Below are 21,969 nucleotides of genomic sequence, written 5' to 3' on the forward strand. Positions count from 1 at the left end.
CACAGGATAAAATAATAACTGCCGGCTTCTTTTTACAAGCACCGGCAGTTATTATTTAAGCAACTAGCAGATATACTGATCTATGTTACTTTTTAGCAACTAAAACTATATTATTGATATCTACTTTTTTGTTTTTTCCCATCCCAATGGAAACTTTGGTAATAGAACTTGGATCAATTGCAATTTTACCGGCTTTTTCATCTTTAAAAGCACTGAATTGCACCTTCTTCTTGCCTTGGGTATAAAATCCCATAGAAACTTTTACCGTTTCACCATCTTGGGTATATTCTATTTTTAATGAACAGATGGCATTTGTGGCATTTTCATCTAATTTTTCGAAGTTGGTCGCTTCAAAGTTTATTCCGGTGTAATTAGTGTAATCATTTTCAGGAAATACCAAGTTTCCATAACTGGTGGAAATTAAGGTCTGCCCTTCTACTGTCAGTTTATTATTGGCTTCGCATTGACTGACTTCGATAGTCTTGTCTACTTGTGCATTGACACTTAAGATTCCCAGACATGCAACTAATGCTGCTACTAAATACTTTTTCATGTTATTTTCTTTTAGAGGTTAATAGCTGATTTATTTTCTATTGGCAAAGTTAGGATATCTTTTCGGAGAGATAAAAAATCTGTGTTTCAATAGTTTTTGTATATGTTTCATTCTTCTTTTGGTGCAAAGGGGACTAAATTTAAAAACAAATGAAACGAATTAAATAGTCCGATTTTGAAAAGAATTACTTTCTTTGCATAAAGAAAGGACTGTTTGCTATGAAAAGACTATTACTGTTGATGATTGTATTTTTTGGGGGAATTGTACAGGTGGTCGCCGAGAATACATTGTTCTATGATTCCAAACAATTAACTTGCGATCTGATTACTTCCATTTGCCAGGATAAAGATGGGTTTATCTGGATCGGGACAGATTATGGCCTTAATAAATTCAATGGCATACAATTTACTCATTATTATAATAATCCCAAGGATAGCACCTCGTTATCCGATAACTCTGTAAAAGCCTTGATGCTCGATAATGAAGGCACGTTATGGGTGGGAGGTATTGGCGGATTACAATATTATGTTCCGGAAGAAAATGCATTTCGGACAATTAAGTTTGAAGAAAGCTCATCTTTTCATATCATGTGTATCACTCAATTGCGTTCGGGCGAAATATGGGTTGGATCTTCCGGAAGAGGAATATTCCGTATTCGGAAAGATACAGGAACAGGTGAGCAAATGACAGATATTCCTGATGTATCCGAACATGCTCATTATGGAGTCATATATGAAGACCGTCATGGGAGCATCTGGATTGGAGTAAACGGTACCGGTTTACTTCGATATGATCCTTCTACACGAACGAGTAAGATATACACACGGGCAGTTTTAGATGGCGGTTCTACAATTTCCGGAATGGCCGAGGACCATTCGGGAAATTTTCTCCTTTCCACGGGTACTACTGCTTATTATTATGATAGAGAGAATGACCGCTTTACCAAAATAGAACATAATGAATCGTGGCTGCCGGCACGTTCCATACTCGTAAGTCAAAAAGGGACACGTTATTTGGCAACCTTTGGCAAAGGGCTGAAGGTTATTCAACCCGATTTGAAAGAACTCCGTTCCGAGGTGATCACTCTCCCTTTTATTGATGTCGATAATGCTAAAATACGTGCTATTTATGAAGATCATAACCAAAACTTATGGATAGGATGTTATCATAGAGGAATGGTTATGGTGTCTAAAGAATCTACACCTTTCCATTTTTGGAGTGTTCCTACCCGTGAATATCCGCAGGCTGGTGTGATAACTGCCTTGTATAAAGATGATGATGGACATATCGTTAGCGGTGTGGAAGGCGAAGGAGTGTTTAAAATTACTTCGGAAGGAAATATAACCGATCATTTGTTTTCAGGTAAAACGGTTTCATCCATCTATAAGGATTATAGTGGTAATTTGTGGTTTGGAGGCTATTATTCCGGGCTTTATATGCAGGATGCCAAAGGGAACGTACGTTTTATGTTACCGGAAATTAAATTGAAGGATATAAAGAAGATCACAGGTGATGATAAAGGGAACCTATATCTTTCTTTATTCGGTTCCGGATTCATACGATATCACCTGCCCACTCAAACAGTCACGGAATATCAAAGTTCCTCCGGTGGGTTAAGGAACAATTGGATTTATACTCTACTTCTTGATTCCCGGGAAAGATTGTGGATAGGCCACTGTAATGGAGTGGATTATTTCGATCCTGTAACGGAAAAATTTACCCCTGTATTGAGTCAATCGTTGGGTAATTTCATCACTTACTCATTATTGGAAGACGTACGTGGAAATATTTGGGCGGGAACGAATAAGGGACTTATGTGTTATCATCCCGGAACAAAAGAATTTCATTACTATGATGAAGAAGACGGACTTTCTAATAATTTTGTATATGGGTTGGCAGAAGATGAGAGGGGGAATATCTGGTGTAGTACCCTGAAAGGCATTAACCTGATAAAAGTCGCAGAGAATAAGATTGCTTCCTATTATTCCGAACGTGGATTGGTGGATAATGAGTATACTATTGGTGCCAGCTACCAGTCAATGAATGGCCTTATCTATTTGGGAGGTGTGAAGGGAATAACGACTTTTCATCCGGATAGCGTCACTGCGCAAAAAGGGAAGTCGACTGTGATATTATCCAATCTTTATTTGGGAGGAGAAGCAGTGACCGCTAAAAGTAAATCCGGTGGAAAACCCATTTTGGACACTTTTGTAACACGTGCCGACAAAATCAGCCTGGCTTATGAAGACAACACGTTTACGCTTGAGTTTTCCACATTGGATTATCGTAATTCTGGAAATATTTTCTATGAATATCGTATCAGAGAGTATGAAAAGAACTGGACCTCTACTCAATTGGGAATCAATCAGATTACATACAATCATTTAAATTCCGGTAAGTATACATTTGAAATACGCGCCTGTGAGAACGGGCAGTATACCCCTGTGAAGGTGATACGGATTGATATTGCGGCACCGTGGTGGCGTTCGTCTCTGGCTTATGTCTGCTATGCGTTGATATTGCTTGCTGTTGCATTCCAGATTTATTTGAGTGTTCGTCGCCGGCACCAGAAAGAAATGAATGAAGAGAGAATCAAACTTTTTATCAATCTCTCGCATGAGATTCGCTCTCCAATGACTTTGATTGTGAGTCCGTTGGAGAATTTGTTAAAGAGAGACTATGATGCCGATACGATGAAGATGCTGCGTCTGATGCAGAAGAATGCGAATCGTATTATTAATCTGATGAATCAGTTGCTTGATATGCGTAAAATTGAAAAAGGGCAATTGAATATTCATTGCGTTGAAACGGACATGGTGGATTATATCAAAGAATTAATCTCTTTATTTACTTATCAGGCGGAGAAAAGGAACATAAACTTGTGTTTTGATTATGAACAGGAGGAGCTTCCGGCGTGGATTGATCCTAATAATTTTGATAAAGTATTGGTAAACCTGCTGTCGAATGCTTTTAAATATACGCCGGATGGAGGTGAAATAAAAATCAGCCTGCGCGAGAAGGTGAATGAACTTACTGTTGGAGATTTGCAGCATTTTATTGAGATTGAAGTGATTGACAGCGGATCCGGCATTGACGCCAATAAACTGGAAAAGATATTCGAACGTTTTTATCAGGCGCCTTCCAATGGTTTCAATGGAAGTATCGGTTTTGGTATAGGACTGAATCTGTGCCGGATGATAGTTAAATTGCATCACGGCACTATCAATGCTTGTAATCGGCAAGATGCACAAGGAAGTCGTTTCATTATTCATATTCCTTATGGGAAAGATCATTTGAAGAAATCCGAATGGGTGGATGCGGAAAACAAAACTACCTCAAGAGTCCCTTCTGTCTTGGGGCTTTCTCAAGAAAGTGAAGAAGAAACGGCTAAGACAAGAAACCATAAAGCGAATTATAGGATTGTGATCGTAGATGACGACGACGAGATTCTTCGTTTCCTGGAGGCGGAATTGAGCTCGCAATACAAGGTATACATTTGCCGTAACGGGAAAGAGGGTTTGCAAACCATTCTGAAACAACAACCGGATCTTATAATTTCTGATGTCGTGATGCCTGAAATGGATGGTATCTCACTTTTGAAAACGATTCGCAACAATCCGAATGTGAGTCATATACCGTTTATCCTATTGACTTCAAAAGCGGAATATAAAGACCGTATTGAAGGATTAAGTAAAGGTGCGGATGCATATTTAGGAAAACCGTTTGTCGTTGAAGAGTTGAGAGTACATATCAAGAATCTGATTGAGACAAGATTGTTATTGAAAGGAAAGTTCTCTGGTGTCAGGGATCAGGTGGGAAAGATTGAAATTGCTGAAAATAAATCCGGAGATGAACGATTGATGGAACGGGTTATGAATGTGATGAATAAGTTTCTGGATGATTCGGAATTCAATGTAGAAATGCTTGCCAGGGAAGTCGGATTGAGTCGTGTACAGCTTCATCGTAAAATGAAAGATATTACAGGAGTTTCAACATCTGTCTTTATCCGGAATCTACGGATGAAGAAAGCGGCAGCACTACTTCAGGAAGGGAAGCTGAATATTTCAGAAATAGCGGATGCGGTAGGCTTTGATAGTCAGGCTAATTTTGCGACTGTTTTTAAGAAGTTCTATGGAGTATCTCCTTCGGAATATGCTGCGTCTATCAGAAATAAAGGCGAATGATACAAATTTAAAACTGCGTTATACATATAACTAACTTTACGTTACATTTTACCAAACGTTTTGAAATACAAGATTGTAATTTTGTGCTGGTTGAGGGCGATCTAAAGAATCGACAGATGCAAAAGTACAATCTTGTATTTTACTCTTGACTCCTTTTCCTATATTTTAATAATGAATGCATGAAAACACAAAGTTGTATGAACAGGCTTTTATGGATTACTTTATTGGTAATCGGTTTATCTGGATGCTCGGAAGAGAGTTCATCGTCAGAGGAAAATACGGAATCTGGTACGATCCAAGATGGGGATCATACTGATAATGCAACGGTTATTCAATTAAATTCTTCCGATCAATATCAGACAGTGGAAGGGATTGGCGGCGGGATAGCCAATTATGAGAATTGGTATTGTCAACACCCCAATAAAAAAGAATTGTTTGATCTGATTTTCAAAGATTTGGAGATTTCCATGATTCGTATAGGAAACTGGTACGAAAAGAAGATATCGGGTGAGAATCCCGATATTCTTAAACAGCAAAAAGAGATAATGGATGCAGCAACTCAAAGACTGGGGCGTAGCAATTTCTCTGTAATGATGTCTAATTGGCTGGTAGCACCCGATTTGATAGATAGGCCGAAAGAAAAGGGAGCGACACTTAAAAGAAATAATGAAGGGAAGTACATGTATAAAGAATTTGGTGAATGGTGTCGCATGACATTAAAAGCTTATCAGGAAGCAGATATGTCACCGGATTACTTGAGCATGATGAATGAGCCGGATGGGGATAACAGTGCAGGAACCAAAATCCGCTTAGGCTACGGTATCGACGACTCCCAAAAAGCGAATTACGGGAAAGCATTGGACGCCACTTATGAAGCATTCAAAGAGGTGTCTAAGCGTCCCAAGTTAATCGGCCCGGAAGTGCTTGGAATTGGCTATGGTACTTTTAGTAACTATTACAGAGACTTGAATCCTGACCTATTGGATGCTGCTGCTTTCCATTGTTATCATGGTGGTAAGACTTCCGATTATAAAGATAACGACCGTTATTCTTCCGCCCATGCTTTTAAAACTGAATTTCAAAACATAGTCCGGCAAGTTGGCAACAAATCAATTATGATGACGGAGAACTGTTCTTATCATCCTGCTGTTCCCGAAGATGCTGTGAATATTGCACATTTTATATCAAACTCCTTCCGTTATGCAAATGCCACTGTTTATTTGCACTGGGCACTATTATGGGGATATGCAGATGCTGATGAATTAAAAAAGGGGGGTGACGGTTGCATCGCTGTCGAGTGGCCTTGGAGTAGTTCCCGCTGGACGACGGAAAAAGGCTATGTGGTAAGGAGTGAGTTCTATGGGCTTAAGCACTTTACAAAGTACGTCAAACCGGGTTGGCGGCGGATCGGAGTGGATTATGAACTAAAAGAGGTGGAGGTAGTTGCTTTTCAAGACCCTGATGAATATCAGATAGCTGTCGTTTTAGTCAATTACTCCGAACAGGAGGAGAAAACGGTCAGGTTGGAGAATATTGGCAGTAAGGAGGTATCCTCCATAAGGAAAGTAATACAGACTGATACTCAAAAAGAAAGTTGGTATCAGGAGCTGAAAAACACTGATCCATTTGTCGAATTAGTATTACCAAAAATGAGTGTTACCACTGTTTATTTCAAATTCAAAACAAATTGAAACGTATTTAAAAAGCGAATAAACGTATGTGCAACTTGATGTTACATTTCAAATAGTGTAGTAGAATGTAAGTTCATACTTTTGTGTCGGACATTTGCTAAATATGGGTGTGAAATTATAAAGCAATATTTTATAAATGTAATATATATGAAGAACAATTATTTTTCAAGATGTGTGCTGCTAGCCGGATTATGTTCGGTTATTATGGTTTTTGCAGTCACTCCTGTTTATGCGACCGGAGGTGCATTTTCTCCTCTTCCACATGCTGTCTCTGAAGGAGACATTACTGTTACCGGTAAAGTGGTTGATGATGCCGGAGAACCTTTGATAGGTGTTAGTATTCAAGTGAAAGGTACTAGTAAAGGTGCTACTACTGATGTGAATGGTATTTATACACTAAATATAGCATCAGGTTCTACCCTTGTATTCTCATATATCGGAATGAAGACCATTCAACGGAAAGTGACGAAAGGCGGTAAGCTGGATATCACGATGGAGAATGATGAGAATATGTTGGACGAGGTGGTAGCTGTAGGATACGGCTCTATGAAACGTTCGGACTTGACAGGATCGGTCGTTTCCATCAATGCCAAGTCCATAGAAGAATCAATGGCTTCTACCATTGACCAGGCGTTGCAAGGACGTGCGGCAGGATTGCAGATGACGCAGAATTCCGGTGTTCCGGGTGGAGGTACATCTATTCAGATTCGTGGTGTGAATTCATTAAACAGTACCAATGAACCTATTTATGTAGTAGACGGAGTTATTATCTCCGGTGAAACAGGCTCGAATACAAGTAATGCTATGGCAGGTATTAATCCAGCTGATATTGAAAGCATTGAGATCTTGAAAGATGCTTCGGCTACTGCCATTTATGGTGCACAGGCGGCTAATGGGGTCATATTGATTACGATGAAAGCTGGTGTAACAGGCAAGCCTCGAATTAACTTCCAAGCCTCTGTGGGAAATCAGGAAATACCGAAAACAATCGACATGATGAATTTGCGTGACTATGCCCGTCATTATAATGAACTATATGCTCTTATAAATGCCAGCAGGGTGAAAGATGCGTTTAGTCATCCTGAAACTTTAGGTGACGGTACTAACTGGCAGGATGAGATATTCCGCAATGCTCTGTTGCAGAACTATAACCTGTCAATTCGTGGCGGTACAAAAACGGTCAGCTATAATCTGTCCGGCGGATATTTGGGGCAGGATGGTATTTGCATCGGTTCGGATTTTGAGCGTTACACCTTCCGTATGGGAACAGAGATACAGGTTACTCCTAAGGTTCGTTTCGGAGGTACGGTGAATGTTTCTTATACCAAGCAAGGTACAGGCATGGCTAGCTGGTCTATCATTCCCAATGCACTTTATCAGGCACCGGATGTTCCCGTACGTGATAAGAATGGTAACTTTTCCGGACCGGAAGAGGACGACCAGCAGAATTTAAGCAATTACAGTAATCCGGTGGCGTTGGCAGCGTTAACACAGCGTAATAATGAAAAGGGAGGTGCTCGTGCCAATCTTTTCATGAAAATCAATCCATGGAAATGGCTGACTTACCGTACTGATTTTACGGCAGACGGCAATATCGATAATTATCAATATTTCCTTCCCCAATATGAATTGGGATACTCAAAGAATCCTTATCCTACTAATGAACACTCCAAAAACTACGGGCTTTACTGGGGATGGAAGAATGTAGTGACGATGGAGAAGACGTTCAAACGTAAGCACAAGACGAGTTTGATGTTAGGACATGAGATGACTTCCAGAAGTTCAGATTATCTTCAGGGAAAACGTACACATGGTGATAATCTGCTGACAGACTTGGATGCAGGTGATGCTGCGTATGCCACCAATAGTGGAAGGGCAAGCAAGACAACGTACCTCTCTTATTTCAGTCGTCTGTTTTATAGTTACGACAACCGTTACCAGTTAACGGCTACGGTACGGCGCGACGGGACATCCCGTTTTGCCAAAGGAAATCAGTGGGGGACATTCCCATCAGTAGCTGTGGCATGGCGTCTTTCCGAAGAGTCATTCTGGCGTCCGCTGAAAGATGTGGTTAATAACTTCAAGTTGCGTTTGAGTTATGGTGAAGTCGGTAATTCCAATGTCAGTGCATTTGCTTACCAACGGATGGGAACGTATGTGCAGTCTATCTGGGGGACGAGTTTACAGACCGCCAATATTGCTAATCCCGATTTGACATGGGAGAGTACCCGTTCCTGGAATGCAGGTATCGACCTGAACTTTTTTAATAACCGTGTCGAGTTTATTCTGGATGCATATATCAAAAAGACAAGAAACCTCTTGTTGCAACAAGATTATCCGGGATATATGGGAACTACGGGCAATGGTGCTGCAACAGCTCAATGGGCGAATATAGGCTCCATGGAGAATAAAGGTTTTGAATTTACATTGAACACGGTAAATATATCCAATAGGGATTTTCAGTGGCGTACAAATGTTACATTCAGTTTGAACCGTAACAAGGTAGCAAGTATGAATACAGAGAATGCCTTTATCGACAAGACTTATCAAAATAGTGGTCAGACGGAAGTGATTACCCGCACTGCAGTCGGAAAGCCTGTCAGCCAGTTCTATGGCTATAAGGCAATCGGCCGCATCAATAGCGCTTCCGATTATTTGATAGATAATGGTGATGGAACTAGCACGGTAAAGATTGCTACTCCAGTATTGCGGGTAGGTGAACAGGTGGTTAACTCGGGTACGGATAAAGGTAGCCTTATCAAACAAATTTATATTGGCGATTATATTTTTGAGGATCTGAATAATGACGGAGTGATTGACGAAAAAGATCAGACATTCTTGGGAAGTCCGTTGCCTAAATTTACCTATGGCATTAATAATACCTTTAATTATAAGAATTTCGATTTGACTATATTCTTATATGGTTCGTATGGAAACAAAGCGATGAACTATTTGTCCCGTCGTATTACTAACCCCAATTCGAGTGGTAATGTACACGCGTCCGTTGCCAACCATGCCCGTTTGGGATACCTTGATGGAAATTCGGATAATACCGATGTCTGGAATATGTATATATTGCCCGGCTCTAACGGTTTGTGCCGTATGTCTGTTAATGATGCCAATGATAACGACCGCATCAGTAGCCGTTATGTGGAGGATGCTTCTTTCTTGCGTATACAGAATATTGCTTTGGGATATACGTTACCGAAGAATTGGTTGAAAAAACTGAAGATAGAGAATGCGCGCATTTATGCGAATATTAAAAATGTATATACATTCACAGGCTATGACGGTTACGATCCGGAGATTGGCTCTACACAGGCGCAATATTCTTATTCCGGTCAGAGTATGCTGATGTACGGAGTGGATACGGGACGTTGTCCTTCTCCCCGTATTTATACATTTGGTATTGATTTAACCTTTTAAATAGAAAACTTCCATGAAAAAGAATATTATATTATCAGTGGTTTGTGGAATGGTCGCGATGGCAAGCCTCACTTCCTGCAATGACTTCTTGCAAGTAAGTGCCACCAACCAAAAAGAAATGGACAAATCCTTTACTACTTATGACGAGCTGCGTTTGGCAACAGCTTATCTTTATATGAAACCTTGGTTTGGTTTTCACAGTACCCGTCTGTTTGCGATGGGAGATGCACGCGGAAACAATATCTATGGTGACAACAACAACGAGACAGGTTATGCTCCTTATTGCCTCTTTACCGACAAACCCAATACACCCGGACTTGCCGATGCGTGGAATTCACTTTACATTGTTGTTACGCAGGCAGACTACATCATTAACGATTATGCACCACAGGGACGCCAACATTTCAGTGAAGCACAAGCGAATGCTTGCGAGGGAGAAGCACGTTTCATGCGGGCGGCGGCTTATTACTATTTGGCTTCTTACTGGCACGATGTGCCCATTATGGAGAATCCAATTGCTCATACGGAAGCTTTCAATATGGCTCCCACACGCTTCGAGGATGTGATTCGCTACGGTATCCGCGACTTGGAGTACGCTGCGGAGTGGTTGCCGCTTGCCGACGCGGACGGTCGTGTGACTCGCTATTCGGCTTTGGGACTACTGGCACGCTATTATGTAACGCTGGCAGCGTATGCGCGTGGCGGACACTGTACACAGGCTACTATGGATTATTATGAAGCCAGCGGTTCTCACGACTTGGCTGACATTCTTTATGATTTGGCCAAGGAGGCTGCCGGAGAAGTGATTCTTGCTCAGAACAGATATGGATTGATGGAAGAATATGAAGAAATTTTCCGGGTACAGAACAATAATTGCAAAGAGGTATTGTTTGCTTTGCAACCGCTGCAAGGTGTCGACTCCTACGGAATGGGTAACAGCAACGGAAGCGGTTTGTGCTCTTACACAGAATTGCTGAACGGTTTGAGTGCCTATAACTCCTCTTATGTATCTTACGACTGCCTGCGTATGCTGATTAATTCCGGCGGACGTTCCCGTCTGCGTGGTAATGTGCTTTGTCCGGGAGAGTTCTATGACTATATCGGTACACATTTGGTGGATGGTGGTTGGGCTGCCGGATATAAAGGCGGACAGAAAGCTGCCGGATTAGAAACGAACAGAAAAGTTGCCTTCAAGAAACAGGTAGTGGGTAGTGCTGAAGACACGAATAATATCGCTATTGCCGGGAACTCCGGTTTCTGCACACCGATGTTGCGCCTTGCAGAAGTGTACTTGTTGTATGTGGAGGCTTGCATGGGCACCAGTGATGAGCTGACCGACCGGGATGCCTTGAAATATTATGACGATGTCCGGAAACGCGGCTACAAGATGGAGATAGAGAGTGGCGAACTGACCTACTATGACACCAACTATCTCACCCGTAATGATTTGTTGAGAGAGTTTCGTGTAGAGTTCTTTATGGAAGGCCTTTGGTGGCCTACGCTGGTACGCCGTTCGCTTTACGACACAAAGTGGGTGACCGATTTTATCAATAACGAGTTGGTTATTATGACCGAAGGTGATGAAGGAGAACAGGTACGCAGTGACGAATGGGACAGCAACAGATGGTATGCTTACTATTATACGATAAACAAGAACACTCTTCAGGCGGCATTCAGTTCTGACAGTCCCCGCCAGTCCGACGGAGCCAAACTGGCGGTACGAGCTACTCATACTCCGTTGGCGGAAGGAGATTACGTACATTCGAATACCTCTGATGATAATGTATGGGCATTTTCTTATCCGGAAGTGGAAAGTACCCGTGACCCGTTATTAAATACAGCACCTGTTGCTTATGATTTTAACAAATAAGATGACTACTATGAAGATAACAGATAAGATATTAACGAATTTGTGTTTGAGCACTTTATTGCTGTTCTCGTTGTTTAGCGTATTTTCTTGTTCTGACGACGACGATGATGTCCGCATATACAGTGTGTGGAGCAATATGCTTGCTGAAGAAGCCAGACAGATAACCTCTGTTTATACCGGAACCTGGATTCGGGTGGACGGTAGTGGCTTTAGTGGTTTGCAAGCTATTTATTGCAACGGTTTGCAGGTGACGGAATACAACTCTACTTACATGAGTGACTCCCATCTCACGTTTAAAGTACCCTCCAGTGTTCCGATGGCACATGAGATAGAAGATGAATCAGTGAAAAATACCCTTAGGGTGGTGACTTCCCACGGTGAAGGAGTATACCGTTTCATCTTTAAAGATGTGAACAAGATGCCCGGCATTACAGACGTGTCATACACGTTGCCCCATCCGGGCGATCACATCACCCTTATAGGGAAGTACCTCAATGGTGCATCAGCCGTTTACTTTCCAGGCAATGACGGCAATGAAGTGCAGGTTCCCTATATCGATGGCACCGGAGATATGGTAGTGTCCGAAGATGGAACGCGGATAACTGTCAAGGTGCCTGATGGAGTGGGCGAACGGAGTGGTTCCCTCCGGGTGGAGATGGCAGAATTGGGTGAGAACTATTACACTCCCAATTATATGTTTTACGACAAAGCAATGTTTGTGCACGATCATGAAGGAACCACAGCTTTGAACTATGGTGTGTCCGGAAGTGTCATCTCTCCACAGAAATGCGCCTATTACTCAATCAACGCGGCAGATGCGCCGCAAGTACCCGCAGGTGCCAGAGCCTATATCTTCAGTATACCCGAAACTGCTCCGGCCACTCTTCCGGTGGTGAGCGATAATAATTCGCCTTTCGGTTATTTCCGTTTCAATACCGGAATGCAATTACAGTATCTGATAGACAACAGTGACGGAGAATGGGCCAGAGAAACGGATGCTCGCAAGGCGGCTTTGCAGGCGGACATCTATATGAATCATGATTGGAGCACCGGCGTGGTAGGCTGGCGCATGAACAAGAATGGAGGAAAGGGTAATGGTGAAAGTGCGTGGAATGTGGCTTCGTGGACTAACAATAAGCCATACGCATTTAACGGCAGCTGGAAGACGCTTACTTTCGAGATACATACCAAGTATGCCAACTTGGGCGAGGCGATTGATGCTTGGAGTGCGAGCGGTGTGCACTCACTGTTCACTATCCTCAACTTCGATGTCCTGTCGGCCGGATTGACAATGAAAGAGGGAGCGGATTTCCGTATGTTCATCACTAACTTGCGTTTGGTTCCCTATGTGACTCCGGAAGAATAAAATATAAACATGAAACAGATTAGATATGAAAACTTTTAAATCTATACAATCGGGAATAATTGCTTGCCTGATAATAACCTTTGTAATGGGATTATTTTCTTGCAGCGATGACAATGAAACGGTAGATAATTTGCTGCCTCCTACCATTGTAAAAGTATGTGTTTGGGATGAAGACATTGAAGAATGGATTATTCCTGGAGCAGAAAGTAAAATTCGGATTGGTACCCCTTTGCGTATTGAGGGTACTAACATGGCGCAGACGATTGCCGTCTATATCAATGGTGGGCTCATTTCTGCTTTTCATGCAGAAGACAATGCGATAGAGCTTGTTATTCCGGACATTCCTGTAGATGAGGGAGAGATTAAAGAGATGAACCTCAACTTGATCCGGGTAGTGAATAAGGCGGGAGCCGCTACTTGTACGGCCGAAGATTTTCAATTCTTTGGCAGGCAAATTACTGTGACCGGTTTTTCGCTGACTGAAAATGAAGGAAGAACGTGGGAAGCCGTGCAAGAACTGCCGATAGGTGGTAAGATACGTATTGAGGGTAACGGACTGAAAACAGCCAATGAACTGTATATTAATGGTACTTCTGTTGATTTGACCGGTATTCCTGCCGAAGAAAAGAACGATGCCTTCCTGATTGTGACTATTCCGGAAACTTTGCCTTTCGGGAATGCTGTCGAGAATCCGGACAGCCGGAATAAAATGCGCCTTGTGACGGCTTATGATGATCGCACGCTGGATTGTGTTATTGCGGGCAAGCAGGTAGAAATCAACCGAATTACAGATGCAAATGGTAATGCCATTACGGAAGCCGGGCGCAACTCGGTGGTGGTCATTGAAGGAAAATACTTTGCCACTTTTCAAAAACTGTCTTTTAACAACCAGGAAATAGAGCCGACAACGATAGAAAGCAATCGTATCACTTTCACTGTACCGGTAGATACGGAAGATTTTACAGTGGGCGACGGAGAACTGACTGTTGTCAATGCGTATGATGAAATTGGTGTTAGCCGGGAATTTACTCTTTTAGGTTTTGTCCCTAGTGTGACGGAAATTTCATATACGATGCCTAAACCCGGTAATGTGATCCGGCTTACAGGTGTCAATCTGTACGATAAGGCGAAAGTCTTTTTCCCTTCTTCCACAGGTGAAAAGGAAGGCTTCGTTCAGAGTGCCTCATCGGATGCGACTTCCATGGATGTACTTGTGCCGGAAGGTGTGGGAGATAAGGCAGGATATATTCGTATAGAGAGCGAAGGTGCTGATGTTGAAGTGAAAGGAATTGTCATGTTCTACAAACAGGGAGTGTTCTTGCAGGAGTTCACGGATGAAGAGTTGAAACTGGGAGTTTCGTCGGGGAATTTGACGCAGAATAAATCAGCACTGTATAATCCGGAAAACCGTCCGGCAAATGATATGAATCCGGTGAATCCCGATTACTTTATTTACTTCAAAAATGCTTCTATTCCGGTAAGTACAAGTACCGGTAACCATGGGGCTTATTTGAGGTTTTCGACATATGAGCATATCAAAAAAATATTGGCAACGAATACCGAAATTTCAAATTCAACTTTAATTAAGAATGTTGCAATGCAAGTAGATGTTTATATGCCAAATCCTTGGAATAGTGGAATGTTAGCATGGCGTATGGATAAAGATGGTGGAACTCTGAATTCTAATCGTATCATGAATATTGCTCCATGGACAGTCGGTAATCCCTTTGATTTTGACGGAGAATGGCATACATTTACTTATAAACTCACAGACTTTGTTTTGAGTACAGAAGTGAAAGAAACCTATACTTTAGAAACTTGGTTGGCAGAGTATGCTATGAAACGAAACTCTACAACCGGAATTTGGAGTCCGTGTATTTCCCTGTTTACTTTTGCCAATGGTAATTTTATGCGCAATAATGGGAATAACACACCGGATCCTCAGTGGGCTTGCGTAAATATCGTTAATTTTGAAATGGGGCTTGCCAACATGCGTTTGGTTCCACTTACACCTGTGGCTTTTGAATAATCATTTAATTGTGAGATAATAATGAGAAATCTTTTATTAGTTTTTTGTCTGTTCGCCGCAATAGCGGCGAACGCAAAAGAAGAGCCTATTCAACTTTTCCCTCGGACGTATGGGTATTTCTCCAGAGGAGACAGCGAAACACAGACGATTACTTATGACCATGCTTACGGACAGTACGGCTGGAAAAACACAAAAAATGTGGATCTTTCCGTTTATAATCATATTGTTTTAGAGATAGAGGCTACAGACTCTCGTGTGGAAATCTATGTACTTTATGAAGGGCTTGAAAAGAGCACTTGTATAGGGGGGATAGATGCCGGAAAAACGAAAGCCGTTTGTGAACTTGAACATATAGATAAGGTGCAGGCGATTTACATAGCTAAATCAAAGGTAGGTATAACCAAGATTGTCAAGTTTGTGCTGACAGATGAAATAGATTAAGTATTTATTTGTTGAAAAAACAGCCCTCGCTACGGAGTTATTCTCCGCGCGAGGGCTGTTTTGTGTATAATCTATCTTGTGTTCAGGTAATACATCGCGATTGGTGTTCTTTTTATTATCAGCTTTGTTTTCTTGTCAAGTAGCTTGTTTGCAAGCTGATTAAGTAGGGAGGTATAAGAAGAGAAGCAGGTATAGTTGCGTTGGGATACCGGTATTGTTCCATTAAAGTACCGGTATCATTAATTTCCCACGGCCGTGACAAGATCTTCCCACGGCCGTGGTAGGAACTCGTCACGGCTGTGGGAAGAAGCTACCACGGCCGTGAAGAATTAAGTATACCGGTATCCTGATCGAACAATAGTTATTGAATGATATAAGTATGCTGGTTGTATGACGGATGTTTAATGGCGGCTTTTCTTGAAAGGTAAGTAAAGCTGGAAGGATAGGAGATATGGGAGAGCAAAATCATAAAATAATAGGCTGACAATAAAACTTATAAAATGTTATTGTCAGCCTATTGTCAGGGCTTATTGTCAGCATCTAAAGGGTTGAAAATCATTTATCTAATGAATAGGAATGACGGCTGACAATAAGAACTGCAAAATTTATATGTAAATACAATCAGTGATGTAGTTATTAACTCATCTTTGCATTGATTGGATTGAGCTTTTTTATCTACTTTCTCTCTTACTTTTCGATTCGTTCATAAACAGATAAGATTTCTTATAGCCTCCGTAGTCTACGACTAACTTTTCCAGCACGATACCCGGATCAAGAGGTTTGAAAGTGATTGTTTGCATACCGTCTGATGTATTCGGTACATTCAGTTTTGCTTTTTTCTCAACGATGCGTCGTGCGACTGTCGGATAGTATATGCTGTATACATTTTCAGGAAGCTCGTTTAAGTTATGATTGAAATTGATCGTCTGATCCTTTCCTCCTTCAAATCCGATACTATACTCATGTCCTTTGCGATCGTGGAAAGCAAGAGTTGATTTTACTATCACATGGACAGTCACCTTGTCAATTCCTTTAGGCAACTTTATCTTGTAGGAGATAGAAGCTCCGTCAGTTGGTTGTGTGTAAGGCATCAGAGCCATGCCACTAAGGGTACGCCCCATATAGGGAATCACTGTCCATTCCGTATCAGGCGCTGCTTTAGCGCTGTAGTAATGTTCGGCTTCTATGGCTATATATCCGTCTTGTCCGGTGAATACGTATCCGCCGACAGCCTTTTCCGGATTTTCGATTCGGTAGATTTTAGGCAGTGTATCAGCGGGGAAGTTATCATTCCATGAGGTATAACCGATATGTTTCTGAATCATCATATTCTTCCATTTGCCGCCGGACATAATGTTGTTATAATCGTCACTCAACGCTTTATCCCGTGCAAAAGCCTGTTCCACTTTATCTGCCCATTCGTTAGCTTGCGGATTGTTTTCTTTATACAATTTATGGTTCATGGCTTGTGCATAATACATTTCGTACAGGTTTGCCATGGCTTGAACGGGGAAGAGGATTAATTGCTTGTAAGCATCTTTATATTCCGGTTTCAGTGATATGTATTGTCTCAAAGCTTCCGCTTCCAGTTTCAGATATTCATCAGATACTTGTTTCCATTCGCCGGTCTCCAGGTTATAAGTATTCCGGTCGAGCATTTCTCCCGTCACGCGGCCGTTGTATTTGCTGTACAGGTTTAAGATTCGCATGGCTTCATCCGCCTGGTCTTCGCCAAACTGCTGTGCGCAGAAACGACGGGGATGATCCAGCAAGTTGGAGACGTTGAATTGCTTGGGATTCCATGCCATATCCATGAAGAGCGTGATCGGATATTCCATTGGTTTCAAATCGCCTACATTCAGTATCCACAGCTTTTCTACTCCATAATCGTATGTGAGTTGAAGTTGCTCCCACATATTTTGTATAGGGGTTACGTTCAGCCATTTAGAGTTTCTCGGAGCACCTACGTAGTCTACATGGTAATACATGCCCCAACCGCCCGGATGCTTGCGTTCTTTGGCATTTGGCAGGCGGCATACATTGCCCCAATTATCATCACACAATAGCATGATAACATCATCGGGCACACGCATACCTTTATCGTAATAATCCAATACTTCTTTATACAACGCCCATACTTGCGGAGTCTCTTTGGCCGGACGTTTGGTGACTTCTTCAATAATCTTGCGCTGATTCTTGACTACATTCTCCAGAAGTTTCACATTGGTGCTTTTACTCATGGCTGCGTCACCGTCTCCGCGCATACCGATGGTTACGATATCTTCTGTACCCTGCATCCGTTCGATGCCTTCACGGAAAAACTGATCGATCACTTTTTGGTTAGTTGTATAATCCCATGCACCATATTCTTTGCGCTTGCGTGACCATTCCTGATGGTTGCGTGCCATCGGTTCGTGGTGGGACGTGCCGATAATGACTCCCATTTCACTTGCTGTTTTACTATTCTGCGGGTCGTCAGCATAGAAAGCCCAGCTCCACATGGCCGGCCAAAGGAAATTACCTTTCAGGCGTAGTATCAGTTCACACACCCGTGCATAAAAACGATGGTCGCCGTAGTTGGTGCCGTATGTGTGTTTTACCCATCGGGTAAGACACGGCGCTTCATCATTCAGAAAGATACCGCGATAGGTTACGGCCGGCTCTCCGTCCGAGTATTGTCCGGGTTTAATATATACATTTGCTTGTTTCATGACGGGAACATCTGCCCACCAATACCAGGGAGATACTCCCATCTGTTCAGAAAGCTCGTAGATACCATAAATAGTGCCGCGTCTGTCGCTGCCGATGATAACTACCGCTTCATCTATTCCCTCGCAAGGATTGGCGATGACTTGCAGGATGTATTTTTCATTTTTTCCATCCAATTCCTTTTTGTCTATTTTGCCTGCTGACATCAGCTTCTTTATAAAAGGAGTGCCATAAGTACCTGCAATGATACACCGTTTCGAACTTGTGCTTGTTAAGAGTTCGGGCTTTTTTCCGCATACTTGCAGTATGTCTTGTTGAAGATTGCCGGCAGCAATCATTACCCCTTTGTCTTCGGAAGAATCTATGTATATCGGACAAGGAACTCCGTTGGCAACCAACGGAAAATGATTACCGGCCGGTGTGAATATTACAAATTGTTCAGCGGCAAATGCCGCTATACTCACAACAGAGAGGTAGAAGAATAGAAATAACTTTTTCATGGTTTCAATATTTAGTAATTTGTTGTTAATCATTGATCTTATGTTTCACAGTAACCGGATATTCTATTTGTTGATAATTGCTAATTGGAAACTGGATGCAGGAAGTCCTTCTGTATTATAGATGGAAGAGGGTGGATTGTTTTCCCATGCATAGCGGATGCTTGCCGGTATTCCTTTTCCGTTCCATAAAGCAATTACTTTATCCCCTTCGGTATAGGCCTCTACAAATTTATATTTTCCATCATTGGCAGCAATGGCAATGCCTTCTAATGATTTAGCTTGCTTTAAAGAGCCTGTTCCTTGCCTGAAAGAGATAACGATCCGACCGTTTTCTTTTAATTCGGCAGCTTCAGCCATAGGCCCTTCCGCTACGATATTCTTCTCACCGAAAGAAAGTTTATTCATTTGAAGCACACAACGGTGTGCCAAGTCTTTTTTGTTAAGTGGATGAATATCATTACTTTCACCTAGATCAATGGCAGTGGCCAGTCCGACATTCTTTAACTGGAGACTTGCCTTGCGTTGTGCTTCACGTACTTGTGCGTTGCCACTTTCTACAGGCACTTTGCTTCTTTGTTGGTAATTCGCAAGTTGCACAATGACGAAAGGCAGGTTTTTATTGTTCCATTGGGTACGCCAGTCGTTTACAAGATCAATCAGATGTCTTTCATAATGTTTGCTACCTTCAGGACCCGTATCCGACTCTCCCTGATACCAGATTATGCCTCGTATTCCGTAGTTGCGTAGCGGATGAATCATACTATTATATAGTCCGGTGGGTTCATTTTGGAATCCGATAGTGGAAGGAATACGCTTCATTGTACAGCCTATTTTATGCTGCCACATAGCGGTCAGCGGAATTGTCTGACCGGCTATTTCCAATTGGTAAGGCTTCCCTTTTACAAATTCCGGACGTCCGGCACTGCTGACAAGGCGGATGACAATCTCGTTTTCACCGGCACGGAGTAAGTCTGTCGGGACTTGGTAAATACGCGGAGGATATTGATAACTTGTTCTTCCTACACAGATACCGTTTATATAGGTAGCATCCGAGTCTTTTAGTGTTCCCACGCGTAAAACAGCTTGTTGTCCGGCTAATGATTCGGGTATGTTAATTCGCTGGCGGAAGTAATGGACTCCATTAAGAGGAGTGTTCCAGCTACCTCCCCAATTGGAGTTGAATACATCCACTTTTTTCCAATCTGAAGCGTCGAAACCGTCACTTGTCCATTTTTCTTTGTTCCCAAGGTCATTTGCCGATTGCTGTCGATGCCATTGATTCACTTGTTCTTTTTGGGCGTTCTTCACAGAATCCGGATAATCAGGATGGAAGTACTGTGGGGACTGGAGCTTTTCCCGGAATCTGGCATATTTCTCGAGTGACTGGCGGGTAGACCATGATGCTATGTTTGTCCCTCCCCAGCTACTATTGATAATGCCAATTGCAACTCCTTTTTCTGCCTGCATTTCTTTTGCAAAGAAATAACAGAGGGCTGCGAAGTCCAACGTATTCTCCCGGGTACAGATTTTCCATTCATTATTGCTATCTTGTTGAGGCTCGATAAAGTTGTAAGCGTACGACGTTTTGGTATAACGGATCAGATTGTTTTCATACGACATGATTTCATCCCTGTATTTATCCATGACACGCTTTACGGTAAGTTCCATATTCGATTGTCCGCTGCATAGATACACGTCGCCTACGTATACATCTTGTATTATTTTCTGGTTGACTCTCAATTCGTAGGGACCTCCGGCCTTGTGCTTCTGCAGGTTGACCGCCCATTCTCCTGTTTGGGAAGCCCGGGTTTTGTATTGCTTTCCGTTGAATTCAATAACAACAGTTTCTTTAGGATCTGCAAAACCCCATAATGGGATAGGGGTGTCACGTTGTAAAACCATCTTGTCGGAAAAGATTCCGGGAAGTCTTACTTCTGCCTGCATTCCTATTGTATATAACAGCAGGCTCAAAATGATGCAAATGTTCTTCTTCATAAATATTATATTTAGCGAGATTATCTTCTTTGTGTCTCAAATTCCAGGAATGGTTTATTTTTCGTCTGTACTGTGACACGATGCAAAGATAGTTGGTATTGATAAGAACGGGCTTTGGGTATGTTTCAATTATTTATTCTGTTGATACCAATCTACTATTTCTTGAAGTTTTTTTCTTTGGGGATAAAATGAAGAAGTGTGAACAAACCGGTTTGTTCAATAAATGTTTTTGATTTTGTTTCAAAATCTTTTTGTATTGTATCTATGAGACTGTCGGATGAATAATAATGGTTAATGTGTCATATTCCGTATTAATAAGATTGGTATATGATGCGTATAATAAACTCTTGATTAAACAAGAGTAAGTAGAGATTTTAATGATCTTGAGAATATCGGTAAGCGTCGATCGCTTGTTTTACAGAACCGTGTAACAGCAACAATTTTTGTGCATGATCATGATCTAATCCCAGTTCCTCCATAATCATCCTGGTTCCTCTTTCTACCAGTTTATGATTACTAAGTTGCATGTTTACCATCTTATTTCCTTTTACCCGTCCGAGTTGAATCATCACCGACGTGCTAATCATGTTCAGAATCATTTTCTGTCCGGTGCCTGATTTCATTCTCGAACTTCCTGTGACATATTCCGGACCGACAATCATTTCGATGGCGACATCTGCTTCTGCCGCCATCGGAGAATTCGGATTGCTGGTGATGCAACCTGTCAGGATGCCATGCTTGCGGGCCTCCCGTAAGGCACCGATTACATAAGGAGTAGTGCCCGAAGCGGCAATGCCAATCACTGTATCTTTTTGATTGATATGATATTTCGTAAGCTCTTCCCATCCTCGGCTCATATCGTCCTCGGCACCTTCTACCGGATTGCGCAGGGCCGTATCCCCACCGGCTATCAATCCGATAATCCAGGTAGGGGGCATTCCGAAAGTAGGAGGGATTTCGGAAGCGTCCAGCACTCCCAAGCGCCCACTGGTACCTGCACCCATGTAAAAGATACGTCCACCCTGTTTCATGCGGGGTACAATTTGGTTGACGAGCTGTTCGATTTGTGGAATGGCTTTTTGTACGGCTAACGCTACCTTCTGGTCTTCCCGGTTAATGTCTTCTAATATTTCCCGTACGGATTTCTTTTCCAGATTGTCGTAGAGCGACGGTTGTTCGGTTATCTGCATATTGATAATGGCAAT

The 21,969-nt window shown here is 42.2% G+C and carries 11 protein-coding genes; 7 read left to right on the plus strand and 4 right to left on the minus strand.

Annotation, left to right across the window (positions count from 1 at the left end; translation table 11 throughout):
• Positions 1-85: 85 nt before the first annotated feature.
• Positions 86-553, minus strand: a complete 468-nt coding sequence (locus Bovatus_RS18215) for a hypothetical protein (RefSeq protein ID WP_004299678.1) — start codon at positions 551-553, stop codon at positions 86-88.
• Positions 554-771: 218 nt separating this feature from the next.
• On the opposite strand from Bovatus_RS18215, the gene Bovatus_RS18220 reads away from it, so the two are divergent.
• The 7 genes from Bovatus_RS18220 to Bovatus_RS18250 all read left to right on the plus strand — a co-directional run bounded on the left by Bovatus_RS18220 (position 772) and on the right by Bovatus_RS18250 (position 15,560).
• Positions 772-4,737, plus strand: a complete 3,966-nt coding sequence (locus Bovatus_RS18220) for a two-component regulator propeller domain-containing protein (RefSeq protein ID WP_004299679.1) — start codon at positions 772-774, stop codon at positions 4,735-4,737.
• 179 nt (positions 4,738-4,916) lie between these two features.
• Positions 4,917-6,428 (plus strand): glycoside hydrolase, encoded by a 1,512-nt coding sequence (locus Bovatus_RS18225; protein ID WP_004299680.1) that lies wholly within the window; start codon positions 4,917-4,919, stop codon positions 6,426-6,428.
• 147 nt (positions 6,429-6,575) lie between these two features.
• Positions 6,576-9,854: a SusC/RagA family TonB-linked outer membrane protein gene (locus Bovatus_RS18230; RefSeq protein WP_004322237.1), complete on the plus strand. Its 3,279-nt coding sequence runs from the start codon at positions 6,576-6,578 to the stop codon at positions 9,852-9,854.
• Positions 9,855-9,867: 13 nt separating this feature from the next.
• Positions 9,868-11,724, plus strand: a complete 1,857-nt coding sequence (locus Bovatus_RS18235) for a RagB/SusD family nutrient uptake outer membrane protein (RefSeq protein WP_004299682.1) — start codon at positions 9,868-9,870, stop codon at positions 11,722-11,724.
• 10 nt (positions 11,725-11,734) lie between these two features.
• Positions 11,735-13,090, plus strand: a complete 1,356-nt coding sequence (locus Bovatus_RS18240) for a glycan-binding surface protein (RefSeq protein WP_004322236.1) — start codon at positions 11,735-11,737, stop codon at positions 13,088-13,090.
• Positions 13,091-13,115: 25 nt separating this feature from the next.
• Positions 13,116-15,119 carry a glycan-binding surface protein gene (locus Bovatus_RS18245; protein WP_004299684.1) on the plus strand — a complete coding sequence of 668 codons (2,004 nt, stop codon included), beginning with the start codon at positions 13,116-13,118 and terminating at the stop codon, positions 15,117-15,119.
• 21 nt (positions 15,120-15,140) lie between these two features.
• The gene (locus tag Bovatus_RS18250) at positions 15,141-15,560 is read left to right on the plus strand and encodes a hypothetical protein (protein ID WP_004299685.1); all 420 of its coding nucleotides are present in this window, start codon (positions 15,141-15,143) and stop codon (positions 15,558-15,560) included.
• 671 nt (positions 15,561-16,231) lie between these two features.
• On the opposite strand, the gene Bovatus_RS18255 is transcribed toward Bovatus_RS18250, so the two are convergent.
• The 3 genes from Bovatus_RS18255 to murQ form a co-directional block, all read right to left on the minus strand.
• A complete protein-coding gene (locus Bovatus_RS18255; RefSeq protein WP_004322234.1) occupies positions 16,232-18,769 on the minus strand; it encodes a glycosyl hydrolase 115 family protein in 2,538 nt (845 codons plus the stop codon).
• A gap of 63 nt (positions 18,770-18,832) precedes the next feature.
• A complete protein-coding gene (locus Bovatus_RS18260) occupies positions 18,833-20,764 on the minus strand; it encodes a sialate O-acetylesterase (RefSeq protein WP_004299688.1) in 1,932 nt (643 codons plus the stop codon).
• A gap of 374 nt (positions 20,765-21,138) precedes the next feature.
• Positions 21,139-21,954: an N-acetylmuramic acid 6-phosphate etherase gene (gene murQ, locus Bovatus_RS18265; RefSeq protein WP_004299690.1), complete on the minus strand. Its 816-nt coding sequence runs from the start codon at positions 21,952-21,954 to the stop codon at positions 21,139-21,141.
• Positions 21,955-21,969 lie beyond the last annotated feature (15 nt).

It is taken from the genome of Bacteroides ovatus (assembly GCF_001314995.1).
Classification (GTDB): Bacteria; Bacteroidota; Bacteroidia; order Bacteroidales; family Bacteroidaceae; genus Bacteroides; species Bacteroides ovatus.

Bases quoted from the DNA above. Each gene is read 5' to 3' on its own strand.
- Bovatus_RS18235 (WP_004299682.1), top strand. From the start codon at position 9,868: ATGAAAAAGAATATTATATTATCAGTGGTTTGTGGAATGGTCGCGATG.
- Bovatus_RS18220 (WP_004299679.1), top strand. From the start codon at position 772: ATGAAAAGACTATTACTGTTGATGATTGTATTTTTTGGGGGAATTGTA.
- Bovatus_RS18215 (WP_004299678.1), bottom strand. From the start codon at position 553: ATGAAAAAGTATTTAGTAGCAGCATTAGTTGCATGTCTGGGAATCTTA.
- Bovatus_RS18225 (WP_004299680.1), top strand. From the start codon at position 4,917: ATGAAAACACAAAGTTGTATGAACAGGCTTTTATGGATTACTTTATTG.
- Bovatus_RS18230 (WP_004322237.1), top strand. From the start codon at position 6,576: ATGAAGAACAATTATTTTTCAAGATGTGTGCTGCTAGCCGGATTATGT.
- Bovatus_RS18245 (WP_004299684.1), top strand. From the start codon at position 13,116: ATGAAAACTTTTAAATCTATACAATCGGGAATAATTGCTTGCCTGATA.
- murQ (WP_004299690.1), bottom strand. From the start codon at position 21,954: ATGCAGATAACCGAACAACCGTCGCTCTACGACAATCTGGAAAAGAAA.
- Bovatus_RS18255 (WP_004322234.1), bottom strand. From the start codon at position 18,769: ATGAAAAAGTTATTTCTATTCTTCTACCTCTCTGTTGTGAGTATAGCG.
- Bovatus_RS18250 (WP_004299685.1), top strand. From the start codon at position 15,141: ATGAGAAATCTTTTATTAGTTTTTTGTCTGTTCGCCGCAATAGCGGCG.
- Bovatus_RS18260 (WP_004299688.1), bottom strand. From the start codon at position 20,764: ATGAAGAAGAACATTTGCATCATTTTGAGCCTGCTGTTATATACAATA.
- Bovatus_RS18240 (WP_004322236.1), top strand. From the start codon at position 11,735: ATGAAGATAACAGATAAGATATTAACGAATTTGTGTTTGAGCACTTTA.